We start from the raw sequence: 24003 nt of genomic DNA on the forward strand, positions 1-24003 counted from the left end.
ATTTAGACAGTATCAGATTTGACGATTTTCATCGGGGTTTCGTCGAGCAAGTCGATGATCTGACCCGTGACAAATTTCTCTTTTACGCGTGCACGCGACAGCTTGCCTGAACTAGTGATAATCATGGTGCCACGCGGAACCAGTTGCAATTTCACAGGGACACCGACTTCTAGGCGAATGGCCGCTGTTACAGCCGTGTAGATCTCATCCAGCAATTGCGGGTCACGCGTTCGGCATTCCAGCAGAAGCATGATGTTTTTCTCATCACCTGCCCCGCCCGTCGCAAATGAACAGGCAAGGCCACAGCGGTGCGGTGCCGCTGCCTGTGCGGCCCATTCAATGTCTTGTGGCCAGATATTGCGCCCATGCCACAGGATTAAGTCTTTAAACCGACCCGTAACCACTAATTGGTCTTCTAACCAGTAGCCCAAGTCACCGGTGTTGAGCCAACCATCTTTGGAAAATGATGCCTCTGTCGCCTGTTTATTGCGGAAATACCCCGGCGATACGCTAGGCCCCTTGAGGAAGACTTGTCCAACTTGTTTTTGGCCCAAGACGTCACCGTCAAAATTACGGATTTCAATGGCGTGATCAGGCAACACTGTACCGCAAGCGACAAATGTGCGTTTTTGCTCGTCAGGCGTCAAATCGCTTGCCTCGACGGCTTCGGATGTGCGCTCATAACGGCCCATATCAATTGTATGTTTTAATAACCCCTGCCCGAAAGGCGCGAATGTGGCCGCCAAAGTTGTCTCTGCCAAGCCGTAACTCGGCTTGAACGCATCCTCAGCAAACCCCATAGGACCAAATGTTTTGGCAAATTCCGTTAACGGTTCAGGACGCACCATATCACCGCCAATACCGGCTGCACGCCAGCTGGAGAGATCAAGCTCTCTGTCCTCGCGCCAACGGCGCACGCAAAGCTCGTATCCAAAGGTTGGGCTATAAGACAGTGTACCTTTGTGATCAGAAATAAGCTGCAACCACGTCATCGGACGGCGCGTAAAGTCTTGCGGATCAAGATAATCCACGGTCAGCTGGCTCATCATCGGCGCAATCATGAAGCCAATCAGGCCCATATCATGATACATCGGAAGCCAAGTGGTGCCGCGGTCATCCTCTTTCATTTGCATGCCGTCACGGGTAATGCCGCGACAATTAGACGACACAGAAAACTGCGTGCCCAAAATGCCCTTTGGCGAGCTAGAGCTACCAGATGAATATTGGATATAGCACAAGCCGTCAGGACCGTGCGGACGTAAGTTGTCACCCTGTGGTAGGGTAAGCACATCCTCAAAACTAATCACTGGAACATTGGTATCGTTGAGCGCGGAACTCATGATGCTTTCCATGCTGGCGGGCGTGAATAACGCGTGAAAATCGCCTGTTTCGGCCATACGCTGTAATTGACGTTCATAGCTACTGCGTCCACCGAGCGTTACAGGTAGCGGAAGCGGCGCTGGGACTAGCCCTGCATATTGGCAAGCGAAGAACAGCACGGCAAATTCTGGCGAACTGACAGCCGCAATGCCAATGCGCGCGTCTTTATCCGCAAATTTCACAAGGCGCTTAGCCACATCAACCGCACGCTCACGAAGCTCACGATACGGCAGCGCCGTTTTCAGGTCGCCCTTGCCTGTGTAAAAGTTAAATCCTGTGTCACAGGTCGCGGCATAATCAAGGCCGTCACAAAGCGTCGGAAAATCAGAATGGATAATGGGTTTCGACCGCAGGGTCGGTGTTGGCATTGTCATATTATCCCCTCAATATCCGGGTTTTGGCGCTTTGGAGCATTATAGATTCGCGCCTTATCCATTTATCAACATAATTTGTAAAGGAATCACAAACGCTTAGCATCCCCCTAGGCTGTCATGTCATGTTACAAAATATGACAGTTATATGACTTGGACATAAGGCTATTAACAGTGAAAAGGTGTTTATGGACGACCTCAATGATGGGGTTAGTCGTTTTCCTGCCGCTCGGTCCACTCTTACTATAATGCCCGCTTCAGGGGTTTCACGGTGTGCGCTAGAATGGATGGTGGGCGATACTGGGATTGAACCAGTGACCCCTGCCGTGTGAAGGCAGTGCTCTCCCGCTGAGCTAATCGCCCGTTCCATAAGTTTGGTTACCCAAGGTTCGCCAAACGTCAAACGAAGTCGGGTCATTAAGACCCCGTCGCATTAAGTCAAGCCATATCCAGCTTTTTTGCCGCAATCCGCGCCAAGGCCATACGTTCTGCAACCACATCGGGGGAGACATTATCCGCCTCCGCAGCCTCAAAAACCGCAGCCAGCGTGTCAGCAAGGCCGTTAAGCTTTCCGTCCACCCAATTAGGGTCGTAATGGCCTGATAACTCTGCGGCGACATTGATAATCCCGCCGCCGTTAAGGACATAATCAGGGCAATAAAGGATACCGCGTTCATGCAATGCTTGACCCATATCAGGGGTAGCAAGCTGATTATTGGCCGCACCGCCGACTATCTTGACCTGAATACCGCCGATTGTGTTAGCGTTAACGGCTCCGCCCAAAGCACAGGGCGCAAACACATCGGCATCCACCGCATGAATGGCTTCAACAGGCACAACGGATGCATCAAAATCGGATATAGCAGACTGTAAAACGTCATCGCGAATATCAGCGACAATCAGCTTTGCCCCTGCCGCATGTAAATGGCCACAAAGTGCGTAACCGACATGACCAAGCCCTTGAACCGCGACTGTTAAGTCACTGAAATCATTCTTATTAAGCTTGCGTTTAATCGCAACACATAGCCCACGATAGACCCCGTCTGCGGTTACAGGAGATGGATCACCAGAGGCCGCGGCGCCTTCGTCTAGGCCTGCAACATAATCCGTTTGCCTATGGATAACGCGCATATCATCAGGCGACACGCCGACATCCTCAGCGGTGTAATAGGCGCCGCCAACTCGGTTTAGCGCGCGCCCATAGGCGGCGAATATAGCCTCGCGGTCGAATTCGCCCTCGGGCTTCATAATGACGCCTTTACCGCCGCCGTGCGGGATATCCGCCATAGCGTTTTTAAGGCTCATAGCGCGCGATAGGCGCAAGGCGTCGGTTAGGGCAGACGCGCTATCTGCATAGCTCCAAAACCGTGTGCCGCCTGCCGATGGTCCCAAAGTTGTGGAATGGACGGCGATAATGCAGCGAAGTCCGCTGTCAGGGTCAGAGGCAAAGGCCACATGTTCATGGTCATCAAAATCAATATGGTCAAAAATCATATGATGCCTTCGCCGTTATGATTGCGATACAGTCTTTAGCCCCGATGCCGCGGCCTTTAACAGTCCCATGGCCAATGTCGCGCCAGTGCTGTCGCCAATGCCAATCCCTAAGTCCACCATGGGCTTAAGGCCCATTCGGTCAAGAAGCGCAGCATGGGCGGGCTCTGAGGTAACGTGTCCCGCATAACAATGCGAAATGGCGTCAGGACGAATTTTATGAATAACGGCGGCTGCCGCGCAGACCACATAGCCGTCAAGGATAACGGGAATGGCCTGGTGTCGGGCAGCGATAATGGCCCCGACCATGCCTGCAATATCACGCCCCCCAAATAGGGCCAGCACATTAAGCGGGTCGCTAAGACCGTCTTTGTGAACATCAGCCGCTTTTCTGACGGCTTCGATCCGGGCTTTGGCAACAGGGCCTGTGCCGCCTGCCCAATATTCGGGCGTGCCGCCGTATAGACCGTAACAAATCGCCGCCGCCGCTGTGGCTGATCCAAACCCAGCATTTCCGAGCACGATCGTATCTGCGCCTTCGGCGACGACTTCCATACCAAAAGCAATGGCCGCCGCACAGTCGCGTTCAGACAAAGATGGCTCTTTGGTGATTTTGGCCGCTGGATAGTCGATGCCCATCTCATATACTTTAAACGCGGCGCCGTGGGATTGTGCAATACCCCGTGCAGCGGCTGCACCTTCTGTCATCCCGCCGACACGTTCTCTGCATCCGATAATAGGGTCTGCACCGATGACGTCTTCCGCCACGAGATGTGAGCCTGCAAAGACTGCGACCAAGGGACGGTCAATACTGGGCAGCGGGCGGCCTTGCCAACCCCCAAGCCACATTAGCGCGCGACCCAAACCGCCAAAGGGGCTCAGCGCAGGGACAAACCCCGCGAGAGCTTCCTCTACCGCGTAGCGCGCTTTTTCATCCACCGCAGGCATATTCGTGACAAGCGCGCGAATATCGTCAAAGGGCTTCCCAGTCTCCAGTGAATCTTGGGCGGGTGTATCTTGGGCGGGTGTAGACATAGAATCAGGCTCCGATAAGAAAACACAGTATGAGTTTATGATACGCCTCACAACGCAGAAAAACTGGACATTTAGGAAAAATTATCCAAAAGACGCAAAAATTCTGACTGTTAGGGGCATTTCAACATCTTAGTCTTAGTCTACTCCTATGTTTGATGATGTCTTGAAAACCGTTCTAGCCGTTGGCGTGATGTGTTTGGTCTCGTTTTGGGCCGTCACAAATCGCCATATGCTCTATGAAGCCGCCGGTCTTATGCCTGCGCAAAATACTGAACAGCAAACGCAAAACGTTGCATTAAAGACAGCTCAGAAACCGCAAAAAACCACCAGTAGCGGGGGGCGTGTCTCAATCCCGAAGTCCGCGCGTGATGGGCAATTTTGGACAGAGGCGAGGGTCAATAATCGCATTGTCAATTTTCTAGTCGATACTGGGGCTGGCTCCATCGCTTTGACGCCAGACGATGCCAAATCTGCAGGAATTAATCCTAGGCAGCTCGATTATGACGTCATTATCCGTACAGCTAACGGTGAAGGGCGCGCGGCGCGGGTGAGCTTAAAATCCGTACGTGTCGGCACAATTCGCGTGAAAAACGTCGAAGCCTTAGTCGTCGAAGACGGATTATCTGTATCACTCTTAGGTATGACGTTTTTAGGCGAGATTAAGAAAATCGAAGTGACGCCAGATGCGATGGTCTTAAGAAATTAAAAGACCACCTTTCGCGCCATATTGAGAGCAATTAGCAATAGACATATCCCAAAGACCAACTTCAATCTTTTTTGGTTCATGCCGTGGGCCAGTTTTGCACCAACCGGGATAGTAAAAAACGCGAGCGCCGCGACAAATATAAACCCTAATAAATTCACATAACCGATTGAAAAGTCTGGTTTTCCGGTAACATTCCAGCCCGAAATGATAAATCCAATTGTCGCAGGTAGCGCGATAGCAAGCCCAAAGCCAGAGGCCGTTGCCACGGCACGGTGAATAGGCACGCCGCATATCGCCATGAGCGGCACTGTAATTGATCCGCCGCCAATACCCATTAAGGCAGACAGCCCACCGATTGTGCCGCCAACAAGGGGCCTTGCAGCCCCGCCTGGCACGGTTTTACATAGTGTAAAATCTGGCCGACCAAAGATAAACTGAAGCGCCATAAAGGTGGCGATAACCGCAAAGAGCATGGTCAAATGCTCGCCAGACATGCGCGGGGCAAGCCATAGGGACGCAACAAAAGCCCCTATTCCAATCCACAGCGCATAGCTTTGCAATGCGTTTTTCGGCCAGAGTAAATCCCAATCCACCGCCCCGTGGCTGTTATGGGCACGCACGGAGCGTATGGCGTTGACGACAATCACGGCTGTTGACGTCCCAACCGCCATATGCATGGTCACGTCAGAGCTATACCCCAAAGTGGTGAAAGCATAAAACAGGGCGGGCACAATCACGGCCCCGCCGCCAATACCAAACATGCCCGCTGTTAAACCCGCCAAGGCCCCGACCCCCGCCAGCGTGATAATTAGCAGGATGATATCGGGGCTCATAACATTATACCGAGGCGATTATATCAGACCAGCCAGTGGGCTAGACGGGTCGGCGTATTTTTTACGCGGCATACGGCCCGCTAAATAGGCTTCGCGGCCAGCGATGACGGCGTGTTTCATGGCGCGCGCCATACGAATTGGGTCTTTCGCTTCGGCAATGGCCGTGTTCATCAACACGCCGTCACAGCCAAGCTCCATGGCAATGGCGGCGTCGGACGCTGTGCCGACGCCCGCATCGACAATTACAGGCACGGTCGATTGCTCGACAATCAAGCGGATATTGACAGGGTTTTGAATACCAAGGCCAGACCCAATGGGCGCGCCCAAAGGCATAATCGCGCAGCAGCCCAAATCTTCAAGCTTACGGGCGAAAACGGGATCATCAGAACAGTAGACCATGACCTCAAACCCGTCATCAATCAGCAGTTTTGCCGCCCGCATTGTTTCTTCCATGTCAGGGTAAAGATGCTTGGGGTCAGATAGCACTTCTAGCTTGACCAAATCCCAGCCCCCGGCTTCGCGGGCAAGGCGCAAAGTCCGCACAGCGTCTTCGCCCGTGAAACACCCCGCCGTATTGGGCAGATAAGTTGTCGCCTTTGGGTCAATGAAATCAACGAGCATGGGCTCATCAGGGTTATCCAAATTCACCCGCCGCACAGCCACAGTCACCATATCCGCACCAGAAGCGGTCAATGCGGCCGCATTTTCAGCATAGGTCTTATATTTGCCCGTCCCGATGATGAGGCGCGAATTAAAGCTACGCCCTGCTACGGTCAAAACGTCTTGCGACGATGTATGGTCATGATTGTCAGGCAATTATCCGCCTCCGATAAAATGGATGATTTCGAGCGTATCGCCGCTCTTCAGTATCGTGGTGTTAAAGGTCGACTTAGACACAATTTCGCGGTTGCGCTCAACCGCTATTTTTTTCTCTGGCAAGCTAAGATAAGCGAGCAATTCAGACACAGTCATATCGTCGTTCAAATCGTCATAATCTTTGCCGTTGACTGTCAAATGCACGTCTAAACCTTTGAATTTCATGGTTGTCGTTATCACACTGCACCGCTAACATGGCCATTCAGCCAAGGACTCGCAATGCCTAAACCCCTCTATATTTTAAACGGCCCCAATCTCAACCTCTTAGGACAGAGAGAACCAGAGATTTATGGTCACCAGACTTTGGCCGACATCGAAGCGGCTTGCGAAGCAACAGCGAATGCTGCGGGACACAGCCTCGTCTTTAAGCAATCCAATATTGAAGGTGAAATTGTCGATCATATCCAAGAGGCAGGCCGCGAGGGCGCGGCGATTATCATCAACCCCGCCGCCTATACCCATACATCGGTCGCAATTCATGACGCGCTAAAAGCCGTTGATTTGCCCGTGATAGAAATTCACCTCTCGCAGCCCGCCAAACGGGAAAGTTTTCGCCAGATTTCCTATGTCGGCATGGCCGCAACAGGCACAATTAGCGGATTTGGCGCAAATTCTTATCAATTAGGGCTGCAAGCCGCGATAAATCTGCTAGACACATAGCTGAATCACGTCGCACTTAGGCGACACATGCATAATTTAGGGATCAAGAGAGACATTTAAATGGCCACGAAACCGACTAAAAAGACGACCTCCAGCGCAACTACCGAGACAAAACTCGTCAGAGAACTCGCCAAAATTTTGAATGATACGGAATTATCAGAGATCGCCATGACAAAAGGTGACCTTAAAATCCGCGTGTCTAAACATGCCGCTGGTGGCACGGTTATGCAAGCGGTCGCCGCGCCGACACCCGTTGCCGCCCCCGCCGCATCTGCCCCAGCGGTCGAAAGTCCTGCACCGACTAGCAAAGCCGACGCTGGCGCGCACCCTGGTGCTGTTAAATCTCCCATGGTTGGTACAGCATACGTCCGTCCCAGCCCCGACGCAGACGCCTTTGTGAAAGCAGGCGACAAAGTCAAAGAAGGCGACACCATATTGCTCGTCGAGGCGATGAAGACGTTTAATCCCATTACGGCCCCGAAATCGGGCAAGATTGAAGAGATATTGGTCGATGACGCCCAACCCGTCGAATTCGGCGAAACCCTCTTTATTATCGTTTAATCATGGCAGAGATGTTCAAAAAAGTCCTGATTGCCAATCGTGGTGAAATTGCGCTTCGCGTTCACCGTGCGTGCAAAGAAATGGGTATCGCCACTGTTGCGGTCTATTCGGAAGCTGACCGCGAAGCCATGCATGTGCGCCTCGCCGACGAATCTGTTTGTATAGGGCCCAACTCTGCGACCGATAGCTATCTCAACATTCCTGCGATTATCTCGGCCTGTGAAATCACCAATGCCGATGCTGTGCATCCCGGTTACGGCTTTTTATCAGAAAATGCTCGCTTTGCGGAAATCGTCGAAGCGCATGACATGGCCTTTATCGGCCCAACGGCGGACCATATTCGCATCATGGGTGATAAAATTACCGCTAAAGACACGGTTAAAGCGGCAGGTATTCCTGTTGTTCCCGGCTCTGACGGTGGTGTCGAAAATTATGAAGAGGCCAAAAAGGTCGCTGAAAAAGTGGGCTTTCCCCTGCTTGTCAAAGCCGCCGCAGGTGGCGGTGGGCGCGGTATGCGCCTTGCGGCAACGCCTGATAAGCTAAAAGAAGCACTGGAAGCCGCGCAGCAAGAGGCCATTGCGGCCTTTGGTGACGGCGCGGTATATCTGGAGCGTTACCTGACAGGCCCGCGTCACATTGAAATACAAGTGCTAGCAGACCAGCACGGCAATGTCGTGCATCTGGGCGAGCGCGACTGTTCCCTGCAACGTCGTAATCAGAAAATCCTAGAAGAAGCCCCCTCACCGACATTGACGGCCAAAGAACGCGCCAAGATTGGTAATATTGTTGCCAAAGCGATTAAGAAAATTGGGTACCGCGGCGCAGGGACAATCGAATTTCTTTACGAGAAAGGCGAGTTTTTCTTCATCGAGATGAACACACGTTTACAGGTTGAACACCCTGTGACAGAGGAAATCACAGGCATTGATTTGGTGCGTGAACAAATCCGCGTCGCAGCGGGCCTCAAGCTCAATTACAGCCAAAAAGATGTGCAGTTTAAAGGTCATGCCATCGAATGTCGTATCAACGCCGAAAATCCCAAGACCTTCGCGCCGTCGCCAGGCAAAGTCATTGATTTCCATGCCCCCGGCGGTATGAATACGCGCTTTGATAGCGGTCTTTATGCAGGTTATTCAATCCCGCCCTATTATGACAGCTTGATCGGAAAGCTTATCGTTTGGGGCAACACCCGTGAAGGCGCGATATTGCGACTACGCCGTGCGCTCGGTGAAATGGTGATTACGGGCGTAGAGACGACAAAGCCGCTCCACGAGGCCCTCATCGACGATCCTGAATTTCAAGCGGGTGAATATAATATCCACTGGTTAGAAAAATGGCTGGACGAGCGGAACAAGGCTGGGAAGTAATCAGGCGTTTTAGACCTTTTTTAAGTCTTTGGGTCAGTTAGCCTTCACTTAACGCGCGCTCTAAGACTGACGGATCGACATTACCGCCTGACAGGATGATGCAGACCGTTTTAATCGAGTCATCGTCTGAAAATGCGCCGTCAAGCATCGCGGCCATAGCGACAGCACCGCCAGGCTCTAGCGTTACGCCTAAATGCTCATGCGCTAGCTTCATCGCGGATAGGCATTGCGCATCCGTCACCTCATATACACCGCTGAGGCGGTCTTTATTTATGGCCCATGTCATCTTACCTGGCGCTGGCGTCATCAATGCGTCGCACAATGTGGGCGGCGGATTTTTCAGGCCCACGCGCATGCCAGCCTCTAATGATTTTTGGTGATCATTATATCCTGCGGGTTCTGCGCCGTAGATTTTCGTCCGTGGTGAAAGCTCTCCCATGGCAAGGCTAATACCAGCACAAAGACCGCCGCCCCCCATACAAGTAATAAGGGCATCAAAGTCCACATCACTACCCGCGATTTCAAGCCCCACTGTGCCCTGACCCGCAATAATATAAGGGTCATCAAAGCTCGGCACGATGATCCGGCCGTCGCGGGCGGCGATGTCATCGGCCATGTCTTCGCGGCTCTCGGTTAAGCGGTCATAGACGACAATCTCGGCACCATCAGCGAGGACACCGCGAACTTTGACGGCAGGCGCGTCACTCGGCATCACAATCAGCGCGCTCATGCCAAGCTCTTTAGCAGCGCGCGAAACACCTTGCGCATGATTGCCCGATGAATAGGCCACGACGCCGCATGCACGCTCGGCCTCGCTCATGGCAGACAAGCGGTTAAACGCCCCCCGGTATTTAAACGCGCCGACCTTTTGATTGCATTCTGGCTTAAACCAGACCTGCTTCCCAACCTTGGTGTCGATCACGTCAGACCGTATCAACGGTGTCACAACGGCATGACCCGCCAGTCGATCAGCAGCCATAACAACATCGTGATAGGTCGGAAGGCGGTTCATATGAAACTCTTTGCATAAGTTTTGTTGACCCAGACTTTAAACGGTGGAAAAACACAATCAACACAAAACAAATTACGGGGAATGCTATGCAAGGCTTAATGATGCACCACGCGCTAATGATCAGCGATCTGATCGAGCACGCGGCAAAGGTCCATAAGGACCGCGAGATTTACACGCTCAACACGGATTTATCAGAGCATCGTTACAGTTGGGGTGATTGCGCAGCCCGCGTGCGCCAACTGGCAAACGCTCTAATTGCCGCAGGTGTCAAAGAAGGCGACCGGGTGGCCACGATTGCGTGGAATAATTACCGCCACATTGAAATTTACTATGCCGTGTCATCCATCGGCGCGATTGTGCACACGATCAATCCGCGTCTAAAGCCAGAGCAAATCGGCTGGATGGTTAATCATGCCGAAGATACCATGTTGATGTTTGATACAACATTCGGCCCGATTATCGACGGCGTATCCGCCATGTGCCCCACAGTCAAAAAGTGGATTTGCTTGTCTGACAAAGCGGGCATGCCAAATTACAAAACCGATGTTCAGGATTATGAGAGCTTTATCGAAGGCCATGCTGATACGATCGACTGGCCCCGCTTTGACGAAAACACTGCCTGCACATTGTGTTACACATCTGGCACGACGGGCGACCCTAAGGGCGTTCTATATTCACACCGCTCCACAATTCTGCACGCGATGGCAGGGTCTTTTCAAGACGTCATTGGCGCGGGGTCCAACGATGTAATCCTTGCGGTCGTGCCGATGTTCCATGTTAGCGCTTGGGGCCTTGTTTATTCTGCTGCTATGGTCGGCGCGAAATTGGTTATGCCTGGCCCCGGCCTAGACGGCGCCAATATGGTCAAAATGATCAACCAAGAAGGCGTAACCTTAATGGCGGGTGTGCCGACCGTTTGGCTGGGTATTTATAACCATGCCAAAGAGCACGGCATTGATTTACCGACGGTGAAAAAAGCCCTTGTCGGCGGTTCTGCCCTGCCAGAGAGCTTGCTACGCGCATTTGAACTCGACCTTGGCATTCCGATGCAACAAGGCTGGGGCATGACAGAAACCAGCCCGCTTGGCACAACCTATTCGGCCTACCCCGGCACGGATATGTCAGATTATGAGGCCACAGTGTCAGATAAGCTTTTGGCGGGACGCCGTATTTTTGGCGTCGACATGCGTATCGTCGACGACGAAGGCAATATATTACCCGAAGACGGCGAAGCCACAGGCCACCTCCATGTACGCGGGCCGTGGATTTCATCAGGCTATTTCAAAGGGGCAGGCTCTGATAGTTTCACCGATGACGGCTGGTTTGCGACAGGCGATGTATCTGCCCTGCATCCGCGCGGCTATATGGAAATCACAGACCGCTCTAAAGACGTGATTAAATCTGGCGGCGAATGGGTCAGCTCTATCGAAGTTGAAAACGCGGCCTGTAATCATCCAGATGTTGCTATGGCCGCCTGTATCGGTATCGCCCATGAAAAATGGCAAGAACGTCCGTTTTTGATCGTGCAACCCGTTCCCGGTAAAAAACCCGATATTGACGAGATCAAAAAATGCATCACCGATAAATGCGCAAAATGGTGGCTTCCCGATGCGATCGTCTTCCAAGACAGCTTACCATTGGGCGCGACGGGGAAAATCCTAAAGCGTGAGCTTAAGGTGGTTTATAAAGATCATTACGTTAAGTAACAAAATAAGGGCGGGGTTTAATATCCCGCCTTTCCTTCCCCTAGTTCAAATAGCTTTCCGCGTTCAGTGATGAGAATAATCACAAGCGACAGCAACCCCAATCCCACAAAGCCGAGCAATATGGGCGCGACTTTGCCGTTAAATTGCGACGACACAGCGTAGCCAAACCCGCTAGCGATTGTGGAAGTAAAAAAGCCGTAGACCGCACTGGCCGTACCCGCGACCCTGCCTTGTGGTTCCATGGCAAGGGCAGAGAAGTTCGCCCCCAGCATACCAAAGCAGCCAAAGGTCAGCGCAAATAAGGGTAAGAACACCCAGAACATTTCGCCCATAAATGTCATAATCAAAAAATTGCTAAGCGCTAAAACAATGAAAGCAATTAAAATGCCGTGGCTCAGCCGCCGCATACCGTAATGCTCGACGATACGTGAATTAGTAAAGTTCCCAATCGCAAGCGTCCCCGCAATCAACGCGAACCAAAGCGCAAATTTATCACCGCGCCCGAACACATCGTCAAAGATTTGCTCTGACGCTGCGATAAAGGCAAAAAGCGAACCGAATACAACGCCGCTTGCCGCCATATATCCAAAGGTCACGCGGTGTGACAGGACTTGTGAAAAGCCTTCTTTAATGCGCGTAAAGCTTAGCTCCCGCTGGTTCTCTACAGCCAGTGTTTCGGGCAGACGAAAGCTAACCCATAAGAACGTCAATACAGCGGCGACACCCAGCACGCCAAAGGTCCAACGCCATCCCGCCAGCACCATAACACCTTGGCCAATCGCAGGGGCAATGATGGGAATAATCATAAATATCGTCATGACCAGCGACATGATACTGGCCATAGCACGGCCCATGGTCAGGTCGCGCACGATGGATGTCGCGATAACCCGTATGCCCGCCGCAAATATGCCTTGTAAAAAGCGGACGGCCAACAGCAATGCAAAAGACGATGTCGCCATACACAGCACAGCAAATATGCCGTAGAACACAATGCAAAGCCGCAGTAAATTGCGCCGCCCAAACCTGTCAGAAAGCGGGCCAAAAACAAGTTGCGGCGCGCCAAACCCTAGTAAATAAGAATAAAGCAACCACTGTTGACTATTCGGGTTTTCTAGCGCGTAATACTCACCAATCGTGCCCATAGCGGGCAGCATGATATCAATCGCAAAGGCGTTAAGCGCCATGAGCGCGGCGACCATACTCACGAACTCCCAAAGCGGCATGGGTAGTTCTGCATTGGCCAGACGCGTTTTCGCTTTACTCGCCGCTTTCGCATGCGTTTTTTGCGCAGCTTTTGAGGCAGCTGGTGTTTGCGGTTGGTCTGTCATCGTCGTGATATGCGCCTATTGGGAAAGCTTCGCAACCCACAGATTAACAGCGGTCTTGATTACTCTAAAAAATCAGAAATCTCAGCGAGAGTTTTCTTGATAAGCGCGTGGGCGGGCACATGCGCTCCCTCTGCGGGATGTCCAACAACCAACAGGACAAAAGGCTTTTCAGACTTAGGCCGACCGCATATATCGCGCAAAAAATTCATCGGCGCGGGTGTGTGGGTTAACGTCCCCAAGCCTGCGCTATGCAGCGCCGTAATCAGCATGCCCGTGGCGAGGCCAACAGATTCGGTCACGTAGTAATTTTTCTTATCTTGACCGGCCTGTTCGCCGCCTCGTTTTTGGGCGAAAACGGCAATTAACCAAGGCGCGGTTTCTAGGAACGGTTTTGATGCATCTGTGCCGAGCGGCGCAAGCGCGTCTAGCCATTCATCCGGCGCACGACCCCCGTAAAACTCAGCCTCCTCGGCTTCGGCAGCGATGCGAATTTGGCGTTTAATATCAGGGTTTGAAATGGCCGTGAAATGCCAAGGTTGATGATTAGCCCCACTTGGCGCTGTGCCCGCTGTTTTAATCGCAGTTTCAATGACGTCGCGCGGGACGACTCGGTCCGAAAAATCTCGAATAGTCCGGCGTGTTGATAATGTTTCGCGCACAGCTTCGACCCGCGCCAGCATTTGCGCGTCACTGACCGCGTCATATCCAGACAGCGGAACTGTGTCGTGATCATTATATTGATTAGACATTAAACGGCGTTCCAGTCCAAGATGACTTTGCCCGTCTGGCCCGTTTCCATTAAATCAAAAGCCTTTTGGAAATCCCGTGCAGGAAAACGGTGAGTGATCATCGGGCTGACGTCTAGCCCACTGTCCAGTAGCGCAAGCATTTTATACCAGGTCTCATACATCTGACGCCCGTAAATACCGCGCAAAGTAAGCGCTTTGCCGACGAGCTTTCCAAAATCAACAGGAAACGGTTTGGCGGGAATACCCAGCATAGCGATATTGCCGCCCATCAACATAACATCAAGCATTTGATTAAAGGCGGGCTCTGCCCCACTCATTTCCATGCCAACATCAAAACCCTCTTGCATACCAAGCTCAGCCATAACAGCGCGCAAGTCTTCGTTCATTGTATTGACCATGCGAGTGCGCGTCGTAACTTTTTTCGCAAAATCGAGCCGCCAATCGTTGATGTCGGTCAGGACAATGCGCCGTGCGCCCGCCCGTTCAGCGACTGCGGCGGCCATAATGCCAATGGGGCCAGCCCCCGTAATCAAGACATCTTCACCGACCAAATCGAACGACAGCGCCGTATGCACGGCATTGCCCAGTGGGTCCATAATGGCCGCAATATCAAGCGGAAAATCATCCCCCAGCGGTATGACGTTAAATTCAGGCAGCGCCAGATATTGCGCAAAGGCGCCCGGTAAATTGACACCGATACCTTTGGTGTCGGGGTCCAAGTGAAATTTTCCCGCCCGTGCGTTGCGGGATTTACGGCCAACAACATGGCCTTCGCCCGTCACGCGCTGCCCGACCTTGACCCGGTTCACTGTCGAGCCAATGGCCGCCACTGTGCCGCCATATTCATGGCCGACCACCATAGGCACAGGCACGTTCTTTTGCGCCCAATCATCCCATTTATAAATATGCATATCCGTGCCGCAGATGGCGGTACGCTCAATTTTAATTAGCACCTCGTTGGGCGCAATCTCTGGCACAGGCACATCCTGCATCCAGAGGCCTTTTTCAGCCTTTGCTTTGACTAGCGCTTTCATCATACCGCTCATGAGATAACACCTAATTCACGGCCGACTTTAGTAAAGGCGGCGATAGCGGTGTCGATATGCTCCGACGTATGCGCCGCGCTCATTTGGGTGCGGATGCGGGCTTTGCCTTTAGGGACAACAGGGAAGAAAAATCCCGTGACGTAAATCCCCTCATCCATTAGCTGTGCCGCCATTTTCTGTGCAATGACGGCATCGCCTAGCATAACGGGTATAATTGGGTGATCGCCATCGGGTAATGTGAAACCTGCCTTAGTCATGCCGTCGCGGAATTGCTTGGCATTCGCGTTAATCTGGTCGCGCAATTCATCGCCCTGCTCCGCCATATCTATCGCCTTAAGACTCGCGCCGACAATGGTCGGGGCCAAGGAATTAGAAAATAAATAAGGCCGAGAGCGTTGACGGAGCATATCAATGACGCCTTGCTTAGCACATGTAAAACCGCCCATAGCCCCGCCGAGCGCTTTACCCAGCGTGCCTGTCAAAATATCGACACCGCCCAGAACGCCGCAATGCTCGGCAGAGCCGCGGCCCTTTTCGCCCATGAACCCTGTTGCGTGGCAATCATCGACCATCAGCAGCGCGCCGTATTTTTCTTTCAGCGTGATAATCTCTGGTAGTTTTGCGACAAAGCCGTCCATCGAAAACACACCGTCAGTGGCAATCATAATATGGCGCGCACCGTCCGCTTTGGCTTGCTTTAGCTGCGCCTCTAAATCTTCCATATCACTTGTTTTATAACGGTAGCGTTTGGCCTTACACAGGCGTATCCCGTCAATAATAGAGGCATGGTTTAGCGCATCAGATATAATCGCGTCCTCTGGCCCCAACAGTGGTTCAAACAATCCGCCATTGGCATCAAAACAGGCGGCATATAAAATACAATCCTCGTAACCTAGCCAGCTTGCAAGACGCTGTTCCAGCTCTCTATGTTGTTCTTGTGTACCGCAGATAAAGCGGACAGAGGCCATACCAAAGCCGTGATCATCGAGCGCGTCTTTGCCCGCCTGTATAAGCGCGGGACTATCCGCGAGGCCGAGATAGTTATTGGCACAGAAATTGATGACTTCTTGCGTCTTGCCATCCGTGGTCACCACAATATCGGCGGCTTGTTTGCTCGTGATGAGGCGCTCTGATTTATACAGGCCATCGGCTTTAATCGTGCTGAGTTCCGTTTGAATGTGATCAAAAAATGCAGCAGTCATAAGGCGTCTCCAGTAAAGATTTTCAATAGAGTGATAAACTGTTATACGCGCCTATCCACCTTCTAAATCTAACGAAAACACAAAAATTTTGCCTAAACTTGATGAATTATTGAAAGACATTCGCAGTTGCACCCATTGCGCCCATTCAAATCCGCCTTTGCCCGTGACGCCAAATCCAATCATTCGTGCCAATCAAAAATCTAAAATACGCATCATAAGCCAAGCTCCGGGTATTTTGGCCCATAACATTTCTATGCCGTTTAATGATCCTAGCGGTCGTCGATTGCGCGATTGGTTAGGTGTGAATGAAGATACATTTTATAACGTTGATAATTTTTCCATCACGCCTATTGGGTTTTGTTTTCCCGGTAATGACACGAGTGGCGGTGACCTGCCGCCGCGCATCGAATGCGCGCCGCTTTGGCAGGACAAAGTGACAACGGCCCTGCCCGGCACTCAATTAACCCTGTTGATCGGTCAATATGCACAGCGGCGATATTTGGGTCAGCAAGCCCATAAAACTCTGACAGAGACCGTGGCGCAGTGGCGGGATTACGGCCCCAATATTATCCCAATGCCGCACCCCAGTTGGCGCAATAATGCGTGGATTAAACGCCATGACTGGTTTGATGATTTGCTCACGCATTTAAAAGTGCGCGTTCAAGACATCATCACCGAAGCGTCCCATCGCGCCCCATAATCCGAACGCGTGAAGACGCGCTTTGTCCTGTGGCATCTACGGCCTTAATCGTGAAAAATCCTTCGCGATCTGGTTTCCAGACAGACCCTGCCAGCGGCGCGGCATCGACGTAAAATCTGACATTCCCCTGATCTGATGTTGCACTCAGCGTAAAGCCGCGCGTATCAGCGCCTAATTCAGCCGCGTAAATATCAGCGCCGTTTGGCGGGAATAAAATTTGCGGGCCAGTGAGCGCTGCGACTGTCGTTAAGCCAGACGGCGCATCGTCGTCTCGCTGGTAGGCTTTGGCTCTGGCCCTATGCGGCAAGCTATCGAAAATGCTGTAAAGGATAGGTGCTGCGGCTTTGCGCCCTGTCTGGCCCAAACGCGGCGCACCGTCGGGCCGTCCGACCCAAACGACAACGGTCCAATCATCCGTATAACCCGCCGCCCATGCGTCGCGAAATCCGTAAGACGTCCCCGTCTTATAGGCGATATCGACCCCGTTTTTTGACAGCCACCCCGGCACATATCCGCTTGGGGTTGGCGATTGGCGCAGAGCCTTCGTTATATTGGCTGCCGTTTTTGGGCTGACCAGCGACACCGCTTTTGATTGCGGGCTATCCTCTATCCAACGCAGCGCGCGGGCCTGACCATCATTGGCGAGCGCCGCATAAAGCACGGCAACATCATTCACCGACAACCCTGCTCCGCCTAGTGCCAAAGCAAGCCCCGCCTGTTCAGAGCCATCGCCAAGCCGCGTCATATCCACGCCCGTTGCCAGCAGTGATTGCTCTAGCCTTTTACCGCCAATTTTATCAAGTATAGCCACAGCGGGCACGTTCAAACTGTGGCGCAGCGCCTCATCAATACGGACCTGACCATGATAGCGGCGGTCAAAATTTTCAGGACGGTAATTACCAAATCGGGTGGGCGCGTCATTCACACGACTACCCAGCGATATAATACCGTCATCCATAGCAAGGCCGTAGATAAAGGGTTTGAGGGTCGAGCCGGGACTGCGGCTTTGGCGGGTCATATCAATCCACCCCCCCGGACGTGTGCGGTCTGATGATGCCAAATGCGCGCGCACAGCCATGGACCGGTTATCGACAATGGTCACGGCAATGTTAGTGGGGCTTTCAATGTCCCGCATTACGCGCATGGCCAGAGCTTCCACTGTGTTTTGCAGATCATAATCCAATGTTGTGGTAACGCGGGCTCCGCGCTCAGCAAGGCCGTAAGCGGTTATCCATGCGCGCTCGGGCATAGCGCTTCGCGATACATGCAGCGGGCTAACGGACGCTTCTTTGAAGGTCTGCGCGCTCAACAGCCCTTTGGCGTTTAGCTTTGCCAAGACTGCGTTACGGGCGGCTTTGGCGGTTTTGGGGTTGCGGTCTGGGCGGCGGGCCTCTGGTGATTGCGGCAGGGCGATAAGCAGCGCTATGTCTTCAGTCGTCAGTTGGTCTGGCGCTTTACCCAAATATAGACGCGTGGCAGCTTCGACCCCTTCGATATTGCCGCCGTAAGGGGTATGAGTCAGATAGGCCGCGAGTATCTCGTCTTTACTCAGCCAAAGCTCTATTTGCACAGCGCGAATGGTTTCAATGACTTTAGACCGCAGATTTCGCGGGCGCGGTTCTAATTGCCGTATCAACTGCATAGTGATGGTCGACGCGCCAGAGACCGCTTCGCCCTCACGCAACCATGTGCGCGCGGCCCGTATCACGGCAATCGGGTCAACGCCGCTATGGTCGTAAAACCGCTTATCCTCGACCGCGATAACGGCCTTGATAAAACTTGGATCAATCGCGTCTAAATCTGCGGGAATGCGCCATGTCCCGTCCTCTACCGTAAAGCCCGATAACCACCGCCCATCACGGTCCTGGACCACAGATGATACATGGCCCGCAGCGGTGAGCGACGGCGGCACGGCGATGTTGAGCGCAAACAATAGCGCGAGACAGCCTAGCAAGACTACGCCCCATCGTTGTCGCCGCTGCCAAACCTTAAGGAGCATTACAGCGTGCCGGGCCCAGTAATGCGCATACGGCTTGCCTCTGTCACGGCGCTGTCTTGTGGGCGGTACATATCTTCGACCACAACACCGGGATTGACAAAATCACCCGGTGTTACGGCGCGAATGATATAGGCGGCGCGGTAATCATCAGTGCGGTAGGTCTGACGCGAGGCGATGAAACGGTCATCGCGGGCTTCCATAATATCAAAGTCAGAGAGGCTACCAAGGAATGGATACGGCCCCTCTGTGCGTTCACCGTAACGCACGACAACAGCGTCTTTGGGACGCAAAACAGTTTCAATTTCGACCCCCGCAGGCAGCAGGTCCGCGACGACGGCCATACGAGAGCGCCGCGCGGTGGAGTTAAAATCAATCCGCACAATGGCGCGATCGCCTTGTTTTAGGCGTCGCACGTCCATCGGCTCACCGCTCATGGAGAGGTAAGTTTTAGACGCCTCAATGCCCGCCGATATAGGCTCTGGCGCAGAGATTGGCGCCCCGCTATAACTCAGCGTCGCGTAGACAGTCATGTCGCTCTCATTTGTGAATGTCGGCCCCGATACTAGATTTGGGTCCAAGTCAGTGTCATAGAGCTTCGCCCCGACAAGCGTGTTGCTTTCATAAAGCGTTATACCCGTAGCGCTTATTGACGGGGTCTCAACGCCCTGCATCAACGCTTGCATCGCTAGAATGACATAGGCTTTTTCTTGGGTATTCAACCTATCAGCTTTATCAAGGCTAGCTAAGAATGCTGGCAGCATCGCGTCAAGGCTGGCTTGGCTATCCACTTCGGAAGCAGCGGCAATAAAGCCGCCATTATCTCGCAGCGGTGACTGGTAATAATCCCGCCCCGATTGATAGCCTTTCGCCGCCAGGCCTGCCTCGAAGCTACGTTGCGCGCGGCCATTATCGCCCATCATAGACAGGGCTGCGCCGAGATAAGCATGAGACACGGGTGTTTTCATATCCGCGCTATGACGGTCAAAATGATAGCGCATCGTTGGCAGCGATCCTCGCCCAGCGCGGGTTAAAACGTAATGAGCGTAAGCCGCAGCCTCGGCCTTTTCGCGGACATTGTCCTCGGACTGACTATTATAGGGATCTGTTTGAAAGCGGTAATTCACATTGGGATAGCGCGGCATGCGCGATATTTCAGCAACCGCGTTGTAGCTACGCTCAAGCACATCTTTTGGCACGGCGTAGCCTTGCGTCTGCGCCTCTTGTAAGAAAAACGTGACGTGCACGCCTAGCCAGGCCCGTGCGTCGCCGTCGCCTTCCCGCCACAATCCAAAAACACCTTGCGGGTCTTGGCGATTGGCAAGGCGGTTAATCGCTTTGCGTAGACCTCTGACATGGGTCGCTGTACCCTGCCCGCGTGTCTGTTCAAATCCGCCGAGCACCTCTGTATATAAAAGCGGCAAAGCGGTTGCGACGGTTTGTTCCGTGCAGCCATAAGGATAACGCGCCAGCGAATTGACATAGGGCTTGGGATCAAGCCCTGCGACATGAGAAAACGACACATCAATATCGACACTGCCGCGCACAAAATCACCGTTTATGCGGCTCTGGTCTAGCGTCAGTGTCTCGCCCGCGGCTAGCGCGATAATGTCTGAGCGTGTCACAGGACGGTAGGGTGTGCGGGTCTGTATAGGAAAGTCTGAAACCGCGCTATAGCCCGATGGGCCAGAGACATTGAGCGTCATATTATCAACACCCAATGACTTGGCCGTTAGGGTGATTTTATCTTCACCGCGCGCAGCTTGTGGAAGGTCGATGGTCACGGCGTCCCCGGATTCGACAAATATATCCGTTGATAGCGCGGCGGTATAAGTCCCAGCCGCACCTTCGACATTATCAAGAGAAATCGTCGCTTGCGCTGTGTCACCAGGGGCAAGGAAACGCGGGAGGCCAACGATGGCAGGGACTTTGTCGCGCACAGTCACAGGACGCGAAGCGCTGCCCACAGCGCTCTCACTCCATGCGGTCGCCATTAATCGCAATTCGCCGTTAAAGTCGGGTATGTCAAAGCTGACCACGGCCTTGCCGTTTTTAACCGCCACAGGCCCCTCAAACAAAGCAACAGTGCGGGTCGGCACAGCCGTTAAGCCTTCACCGCCGAGGCCGTCACCGCCAGAATTGGCCATAGCAGGCGCCCCGAGATTGGGGTTAAGCAGACGGGCGTAATCATCATAAATCTCTAATCCCAACGCTTTTTTAGCAAAAAGTGTCTTAGCCGCTTCGGGGGATCTATATTTGGTGAGTTGCAAAATGCCTTCGTCCACGGCGGCAAAGCTCATATAGACGCTTTCCCCGCGTGGGGCGTTATCCACTGACACAGTAAAGTCATGCGTCTCGCGCGGACGAATAAGGTCCGGCGTGTCAATCGACAGGTTTAATGTCTGATCCGACCGGTCTAGCGCAATATAGCTAATCCCCACGGCGCGGCGCGGAACGGGTCTATCCGCCACGTCACGCGGTGTATAAAGCGTCAGCATGGCATAGACGCCCTCGCCCCAAGCCTTATCAAATGGCAGCGTGATTTGTGACCCGCCCGCAGCCAGTTCAACGGTTTGTATCAAGTGAATATCTTGCCCCGCAATCACCAGTTCGCCTTGGCCCGCATATGGCGCGTTAATATCAAGAGTGAAGCGCTCGCCCACATTCAGCGGCTCGCTCGGGCCAGCCATTTGGATTTGGTCCGGCGCATCGGATTTTTCGCCGCTGCCCCACCCCACACTAAAGCGGTAGCTGCTTTCTGATCCCGTAGCTGATGTCACGACAAGGCGGTAGCTGCCCCAATCAAGGCGCTGTGAAAACTGCGCTGGAATGTCGGCGGCAATATCCAAAGTGCCTGTGTTTATGACGGTATCGATGACATCACGACGGTAACGCCAGCGTGACCCTTGGCGGAACCATTGATAATCCCAATCTTCCTCAATAAGGCTATAAGTCACCTCGGCATTTATCCGCTCGCCAAGCCTATCTACGGCGACAAGCGCCAAGGACGCGGGCTTGCCTTTGGCAAAGCGCGCTTGACCTGTGTCAGTTTTCAGACCGATATATTCAGACTGTGTACGCACAGGCAGACGCAGACTATCGCGCGTATAGCGACCCCCAGGTTCCGCGACTCCCGCAGTGATTTCCGCACGCAGAGGATAGCTGGTCTTGATATTTTGGTTCTTAATATCAAGCGGCAGTGTCACAAGGCCTTTGCCGTCGGTTGTCGCGCCGCCCATATCAAGAAGCTGTTCTCGAAAATCACTGCCCGCTGGACCAAAACTATAGTCTTTGAAATCGGCAAAAGGGTTTGGGTCGATACGTAGACGCGCCTCTGCCTCTGCTGCCAATCCTGCGCCAGGCGCACCATAGAGAAATTGCGCGTCAATTGTGACGTCACGAATATCATCGGCATCCATTGGGCTCTCATGCGTCTTGAGAGTTAAGCGTAATTTTTGCGGGACGAAATCCTCGACCGCAAAGCGTGTTTGCGAGATTTGCCCAATACCGTCAGCGTTTATGACAATAGACCATTGACCGCGTGCTGCTGAACTTGGCACATTATAGCGATATGTCAGCCCGCCTGCTTGCGACGCCAAGGCCTCTTGATCGATACGAGCCGTTTCCATGATAACGCCGTTTGGGCGCGTGACCTCTAGGCTGACGGGGCGGTCTGCAACAGCGTAGCCTTTTTCATCGCGGAGTAATGCTGTAAATTCGACGGTTTCGCCTGGGCGATAAACGCCGCGTTCCGTATAGGCGAAAACATCAATCGGGCCAGAGACGGTACGCCCATCAACATCATAGCGCGATAAATCCAGCGGGCTACGGTTTAGCTCTAGCACGGCGTAATCACCCGACGTGCCGTAAGCCATGACGGTACGGGGTCGTAGCACTCCTTGGCCTTTCATGATCGCAGCGTCAAAGCTAGCGCGGCCAGACCTGTCCGATTGGGTCGTCGCCAAGATTTCATTATTGGCCGCAATCAGGGTCAGCGTCACATTTGGCCTTAAGGCTGCGCTATCAATTGAGCGCACAGAGACAGAGAGGCCGCTATCGCTGCGATATGACGTCAGGGCCAAATCGGTAGACACAATCCACCGCCACGCCCGCGCCACTTTATCTTCATTGGGCTCATGTTCGCGTTCTGCAGTGACAATATAGGCGCCTGCTTCAAGCTCACCAATAAGCTCGCGCATGGGGAGGACTGTTGTGACCTTCTGATTGCGCAAGGATTTCACAGGCAGCGTGCCTGTCCAGACTTGGCGGCGCAAATCAGAGCCCGCATCTTGACCGTCCCACGACCATTCGCCGTCTAGCGTGGCCTTGCCCGCATCCAAATTGCGGCGCGCAAGCATACGGTCAGACACGCGGTATATCGTGACATCCAAGGCGTCGACGTTAATCGTCTCTAGCGCCAAGCCCTGCGCGTTAATACGCGGCAAGATTACACCCTCACCCGCGAAGCCGACAAAGGCAGGTTTATCGCCAAAGCTAACCTCGCGCATTACATCTTGATTGAGGGATAAGCCGTTCGCTGCACTGAGGCCTGATTTCCACGAAACGTCATAGGTCTCTGTATAGCTAAAGCCAACAAGGCATAGCGTGTCGCCTGCAACGGTAAGCGTAAGCGGCGCAGTGGGAATGACCGTGAAAAAATCACGCAACGCCACGGATTGGTCACTGTCAAAGCTAGCGTTGAAGTTAAAACACTGCGTTGGGCTGTCGGCATTGTCATTAATCTGCGCTGACAAAAGCCGTAAACTGTCTGGTGTGGTTTGCGCGGGCAGCTCTGATGTTATGTCCTGCGGCCGCGCGTCTTGCGTAGGTGCTGTAGCGACAATATCCATATTCGCGACAGGCGAGGATGAGGCCGTCGGGTTGTAAAAGTGATAACCCGCCCACCCTGCAAGGATAAAGGCGGCAATGCCCAAAATGACGAATTTAATTGGATTTTTCATATGGCCCTCGCTCATGACGCTAC

At 53.1% G+C, this 24003-nt stretch carries 19 protein-coding genes and 1 tRNA gene; 6 read left to right on the forward strand and 14 right to left on the reverse strand.

All coding sequences use genetic code 11. From position 1 onward, the window contains the following. Positions 1–2 precede the first annotated feature (2 nt). From AB6B37_RS07655 to AB6B37_RS07670, 4 genes are all read right to left on the reverse strand, one after another. The gene (locus AB6B37_RS07655; protein WP_371398301.1) at positions 3–1754 is read right to left on the reverse strand and encodes a fatty acyl-AMP ligase; all 1752 of its coding nucleotides are present in this window, start codon (positions 1752–1754) and stop codon (positions 3–5) included. 285 nt (positions 1755–2039) lie between these two features. Next, a tRNA-Val gene (locus AB6B37_RS07660) sits at positions 2040–2114 on the reverse strand. Positions 2115–2189: 75 nt separating this feature from the next. Further along, entirely contained in the window at positions 2190–3245 is a 1056-nt protein-coding gene (locus tag AB6B37_RS07665; protein ID WP_371398302.1) for a Glu/Leu/Phe/Val dehydrogenase dimerization domain-containing protein, read from the reverse strand. Positions 3246–3260: 15 nt separating this feature from the next. Continuing rightward, on the reverse strand, positions 3261–4277 hold the full coding sequence (locus AB6B37_RS07670; protein ID WP_371398303.1) for a nicotinate-nucleotide--dimethylbenzimidazole phosphoribosyltransferase: 1017 nt from the start codon (positions 4275–4277) through the stop codon (positions 3261–3263). 148 nt (positions 4278–4425) lie between these two features. Here AB6B37_RS07670 and AB6B37_RS07675 point away from each other — a divergent pair, with 148 nt between their 5' ends. Continuing rightward, positions 4426–4983: a TIGR02281 family clan AA aspartic protease gene (locus tag AB6B37_RS07675; RefSeq protein WP_371398304.1), complete on the forward strand. Its 558-nt coding sequence runs from the start codon at positions 4426–4428 to the stop codon at positions 4981–4983. Here the strand turns inward: AB6B37_RS07675 and AB6B37_RS07680 are convergent. The 3 genes from AB6B37_RS07680 to thiS are packed head-to-tail and all read right to left on the reverse strand — an operon-like array spanning position 4980 to position 6857. After that, a complete protein-coding gene (locus AB6B37_RS07680) occupies positions 4980–5816 on the reverse strand; it encodes a sulfite exporter TauE/SafE family protein (protein ID WP_371398305.1) in 837 nt (278 codons plus the stop codon). The genes AB6B37_RS07675 and AB6B37_RS07680 overlap by 4 nt on opposite strands. A gap of 18 nt (positions 5817–5834) precedes the next feature. Further along, the gene (locus AB6B37_RS07685) at positions 5835–6632 is read right to left on the reverse strand and encodes a thiazole synthase (RefSeq protein ID WP_371398306.1); all 798 of its coding nucleotides are present in this window, start codon (positions 6630–6632) and stop codon (positions 5835–5837) included. Continuing rightward, positions 6633–6857 carry a sulfur carrier protein ThiS gene (gene thiS, locus AB6B37_RS07690; RefSeq protein WP_371398307.1) on the reverse strand — a complete coding sequence of 75 codons (225 nt, stop codon included), beginning with the start codon at positions 6855–6857 and terminating at the stop codon, positions 6633–6635. 54 nt (positions 6858–6911) lie between these two features. On the opposite strand from thiS, the gene aroQ reads away from it, so the two are divergent. The 3 genes from aroQ to accC are packed head-to-tail and all read left to right on the forward strand — an operon-like array spanning position 6912 to position 9280. Continuing rightward, positions 6912–7352 (forward strand): type II 3-dehydroquinate dehydratase, encoded by a 441-nt coding sequence (gene aroQ, locus AB6B37_RS07695; protein WP_371398308.1) that lies wholly within the window; start codon positions 6912–6914, stop codon positions 7350–7352. A 60-nt stretch (positions 7353–7412) separates the two neighbouring features. Then, complete coding sequence (gene accB, locus AB6B37_RS07700; RefSeq protein WP_371398309.1) at positions 7413–7913, forward strand: acetyl-CoA carboxylase biotin carboxyl carrier protein; 501 nt, start codon at positions 7413–7415, stop codon at positions 7911–7913. Positions 7914–7924: 11 nt separating this feature from the next. After that, complete coding sequence (accC, locus tag AB6B37_RS07705) at positions 7925–9280, forward strand: acetyl-CoA carboxylase biotin carboxylase subunit (RefSeq protein ID WP_371398431.1); 1356 nt, start codon at positions 7925–7927, stop codon at positions 9278–9280. Between the two features lie 37 nt (positions 9281–9317). On the opposite strand, the gene AB6B37_RS07710 is transcribed toward accC, so the two are convergent. Next, positions 9318–10292, reverse strand: coding sequence for a threonine/serine dehydratase (locus tag AB6B37_RS07710; RefSeq protein WP_371398310.1), 975 nt, complete (start codon positions 10290–10292; stop codon positions 9318–9320). 86 nt (positions 10293–10378) lie between these two features. On the opposite strand from AB6B37_RS07710, the gene AB6B37_RS07715 reads away from it, so the two are divergent. Then, positions 10379–11998: a long-chain-fatty-acid--CoA ligase gene (locus tag AB6B37_RS07715; RefSeq protein WP_371398311.1), complete on the forward strand. Its 1620-nt coding sequence runs from the start codon at positions 10379–10381 to the stop codon at positions 11996–11998. Between the two features lie 17 nt (positions 11999–12015). Here the strand turns inward: AB6B37_RS07715 and AB6B37_RS07720 are convergent, their stop codons facing one another. The 4 genes from AB6B37_RS07720 to kbl are packed head-to-tail and all read right to left on the reverse strand — an operon-like array spanning position 12016 to position 16323. After that, a complete protein-coding gene (locus AB6B37_RS07720) occupies positions 12016–13326 on the reverse strand; it encodes a multidrug effflux MFS transporter (protein WP_371398312.1) in 1311 nt (436 codons plus the stop codon). Positions 13327–13385: 59 nt separating this feature from the next. Next, complete coding sequence (locus tag AB6B37_RS07725) at positions 13386–14075, reverse strand: nitroreductase family protein (protein ID WP_371398313.1); 690 nt, start codon at positions 14073–14075, stop codon at positions 13386–13388. After that, entirely contained in the window at positions 14075–15109 is a 1035-nt protein-coding gene (gene tdh, locus AB6B37_RS07730) for an L-threonine 3-dehydrogenase (RefSeq protein WP_371398432.1), read from the reverse strand. Before tdh ends, AB6B37_RS07725 begins: the two co-directional genes overlap by 1 nt. A gap of 8 nt (positions 15110–15117) precedes the next feature. Then, positions 15118–16323, reverse strand: a complete 1206-nt coding sequence (gene kbl / locus AB6B37_RS07735; protein WP_371398314.1) for a glycine C-acetyltransferase — start codon at positions 16321–16323, stop codon at positions 15118–15120. 88 nt (positions 16324–16411) lie between these two features. Between kbl and AB6B37_RS07740 the strand changes: the two genes are divergently transcribed. After that, a complete protein-coding gene (locus AB6B37_RS07740) occupies positions 16412–17023 on the forward strand; it encodes a uracil-DNA glycosylase family protein (RefSeq protein ID WP_371398315.1) in 612 nt (203 codons plus the stop codon). Here the strand turns inward: AB6B37_RS07740 and pbpC are convergent. Together pbpC and AB6B37_RS07750 are read right to left on the reverse strand one after the other, a co-directional pair. Continuing rightward, a complete protein-coding gene (gene pbpC, locus AB6B37_RS07745; protein WP_371398316.1) occupies positions 16995–18977 on the reverse strand; it encodes a penicillin-binding protein 1C in 1983 nt (660 codons plus the stop codon). The genes AB6B37_RS07740 and pbpC overlap by 29 nt on opposite strands. 44 nt (positions 18978–19021) lie before the next feature. Then, positions 19022–23980: an alpha-2-macroglobulin gene (locus AB6B37_RS07750; RefSeq protein ID WP_371398317.1), complete on the reverse strand. Its 4959-nt coding sequence runs from the start codon at positions 23978–23980 to the stop codon at positions 19022–19024. Positions 23981–24003 lie beyond the last annotated feature (23 nt).

The organism is Fretibacter rubidus, from assembly GCF_041429785.1.
Taxonomy (GTDB): domain Bacteria; phylum Pseudomonadota; class Alphaproteobacteria; order Caulobacterales; family Maricaulaceae; genus Fretibacter; species Fretibacter rubidus.

Bases quoted from the DNA above. Each gene is read 5' to 3' on its own strand.
- AB6B37_RS07665 (WP_371398302.1), bottom strand. From the start codon at position 3,245: ATGATTTTTGACCATATTGATTTTGATGACCATGAACATGTGGCCTTT.
- AB6B37_RS07675 (WP_371398304.1), top strand. From the start codon at position 4,426: ATGTTTGATGATGTCTTGAAAACCGTTCTAGCCGTTGGCGTGATGTGT.
- AB6B37_RS07710 (WP_371398310.1), bottom strand. From the start codon at position 10,292: ATGAACCGCCTTCCGACCTATCACGATGTTGTTATGGCTGCTGATCGA.
- AB6B37_RS07670 (WP_371398303.1), bottom strand. From the start codon at position 4,277: ATGTCTACACCCGCCCAAGATACACCCGCCCAAGATTCACTGGAGACT.
- AB6B37_RS07715 (WP_371398311.1), top strand. From the start codon at position 10,379: ATGCAAGGCTTAATGATGCACCACGCGCTAATGATCAGCGATCTGATC.
- aroQ (WP_371398308.1), top strand. From the start codon at position 6,912: ATGCCTAAACCCCTCTATATTTTAAACGGCCCCAATCTCAACCTCTTA.
- AB6B37_RS07680 (WP_371398305.1), bottom strand. From the start codon at position 5,816: ATGAGCCCCGATATCATCCTGCTAATTATCACGCTGGCGGGGGTCGGG.
- tdh (WP_371398432.1), bottom strand. From the start codon at position 15,109: ATGAAAGCGCTAGTCAAAGCAAAGGCTGAAAAAGGCCTCTGGATGCAG.
- thiS (WP_371398307.1), bottom strand. From the start codon at position 6,857: ATGAAATTCAAAGGTTTAGACGTGCATTTGACAGTCAACGGCAAAGAT.
- AB6B37_RS07720 (WP_371398312.1), bottom strand. From the start codon at position 13,326: ATGACAGACCAACCGCAAACACCAGCTGCCTCAAAAGCTGCGCAAAAA.
- AB6B37_RS07725 (WP_371398313.1), bottom strand. From the start codon at position 14,075: ATGTCTAATCAATATAATGATCACGACACAGTTCCGCTGTCTGGATAT.
- accC (WP_371398431.1), top strand. From the start codon at position 7,925: ATGTTCAAAAAAGTCCTGATTGCCAATCGTGGTGAAATTGCGCTTCGC.
- accB (WP_371398309.1), top strand. From the start codon at position 7,413: ATGGCCACGAAACCGACTAAAAAGACGACCTCCAGCGCAACTACCGAG.
- AB6B37_RS07655 (WP_371398301.1), bottom strand. From the start codon at position 1,754: ATGACAATGCCAACACCGACCCTGCGGTCGAAACCCATTATCCATTCT.
- kbl (WP_371398314.1), bottom strand. From the start codon at position 16,323: ATGACTGCTGCATTTTTTGATCACATTCAAACGGAACTCAGCACGATT.
- AB6B37_RS07750 (WP_371398317.1), bottom strand. From the start codon at position 23,980: ATGAAAAATCCAATTAAATTCGTCATTTTGGGCATTGCCGCCTTTATC.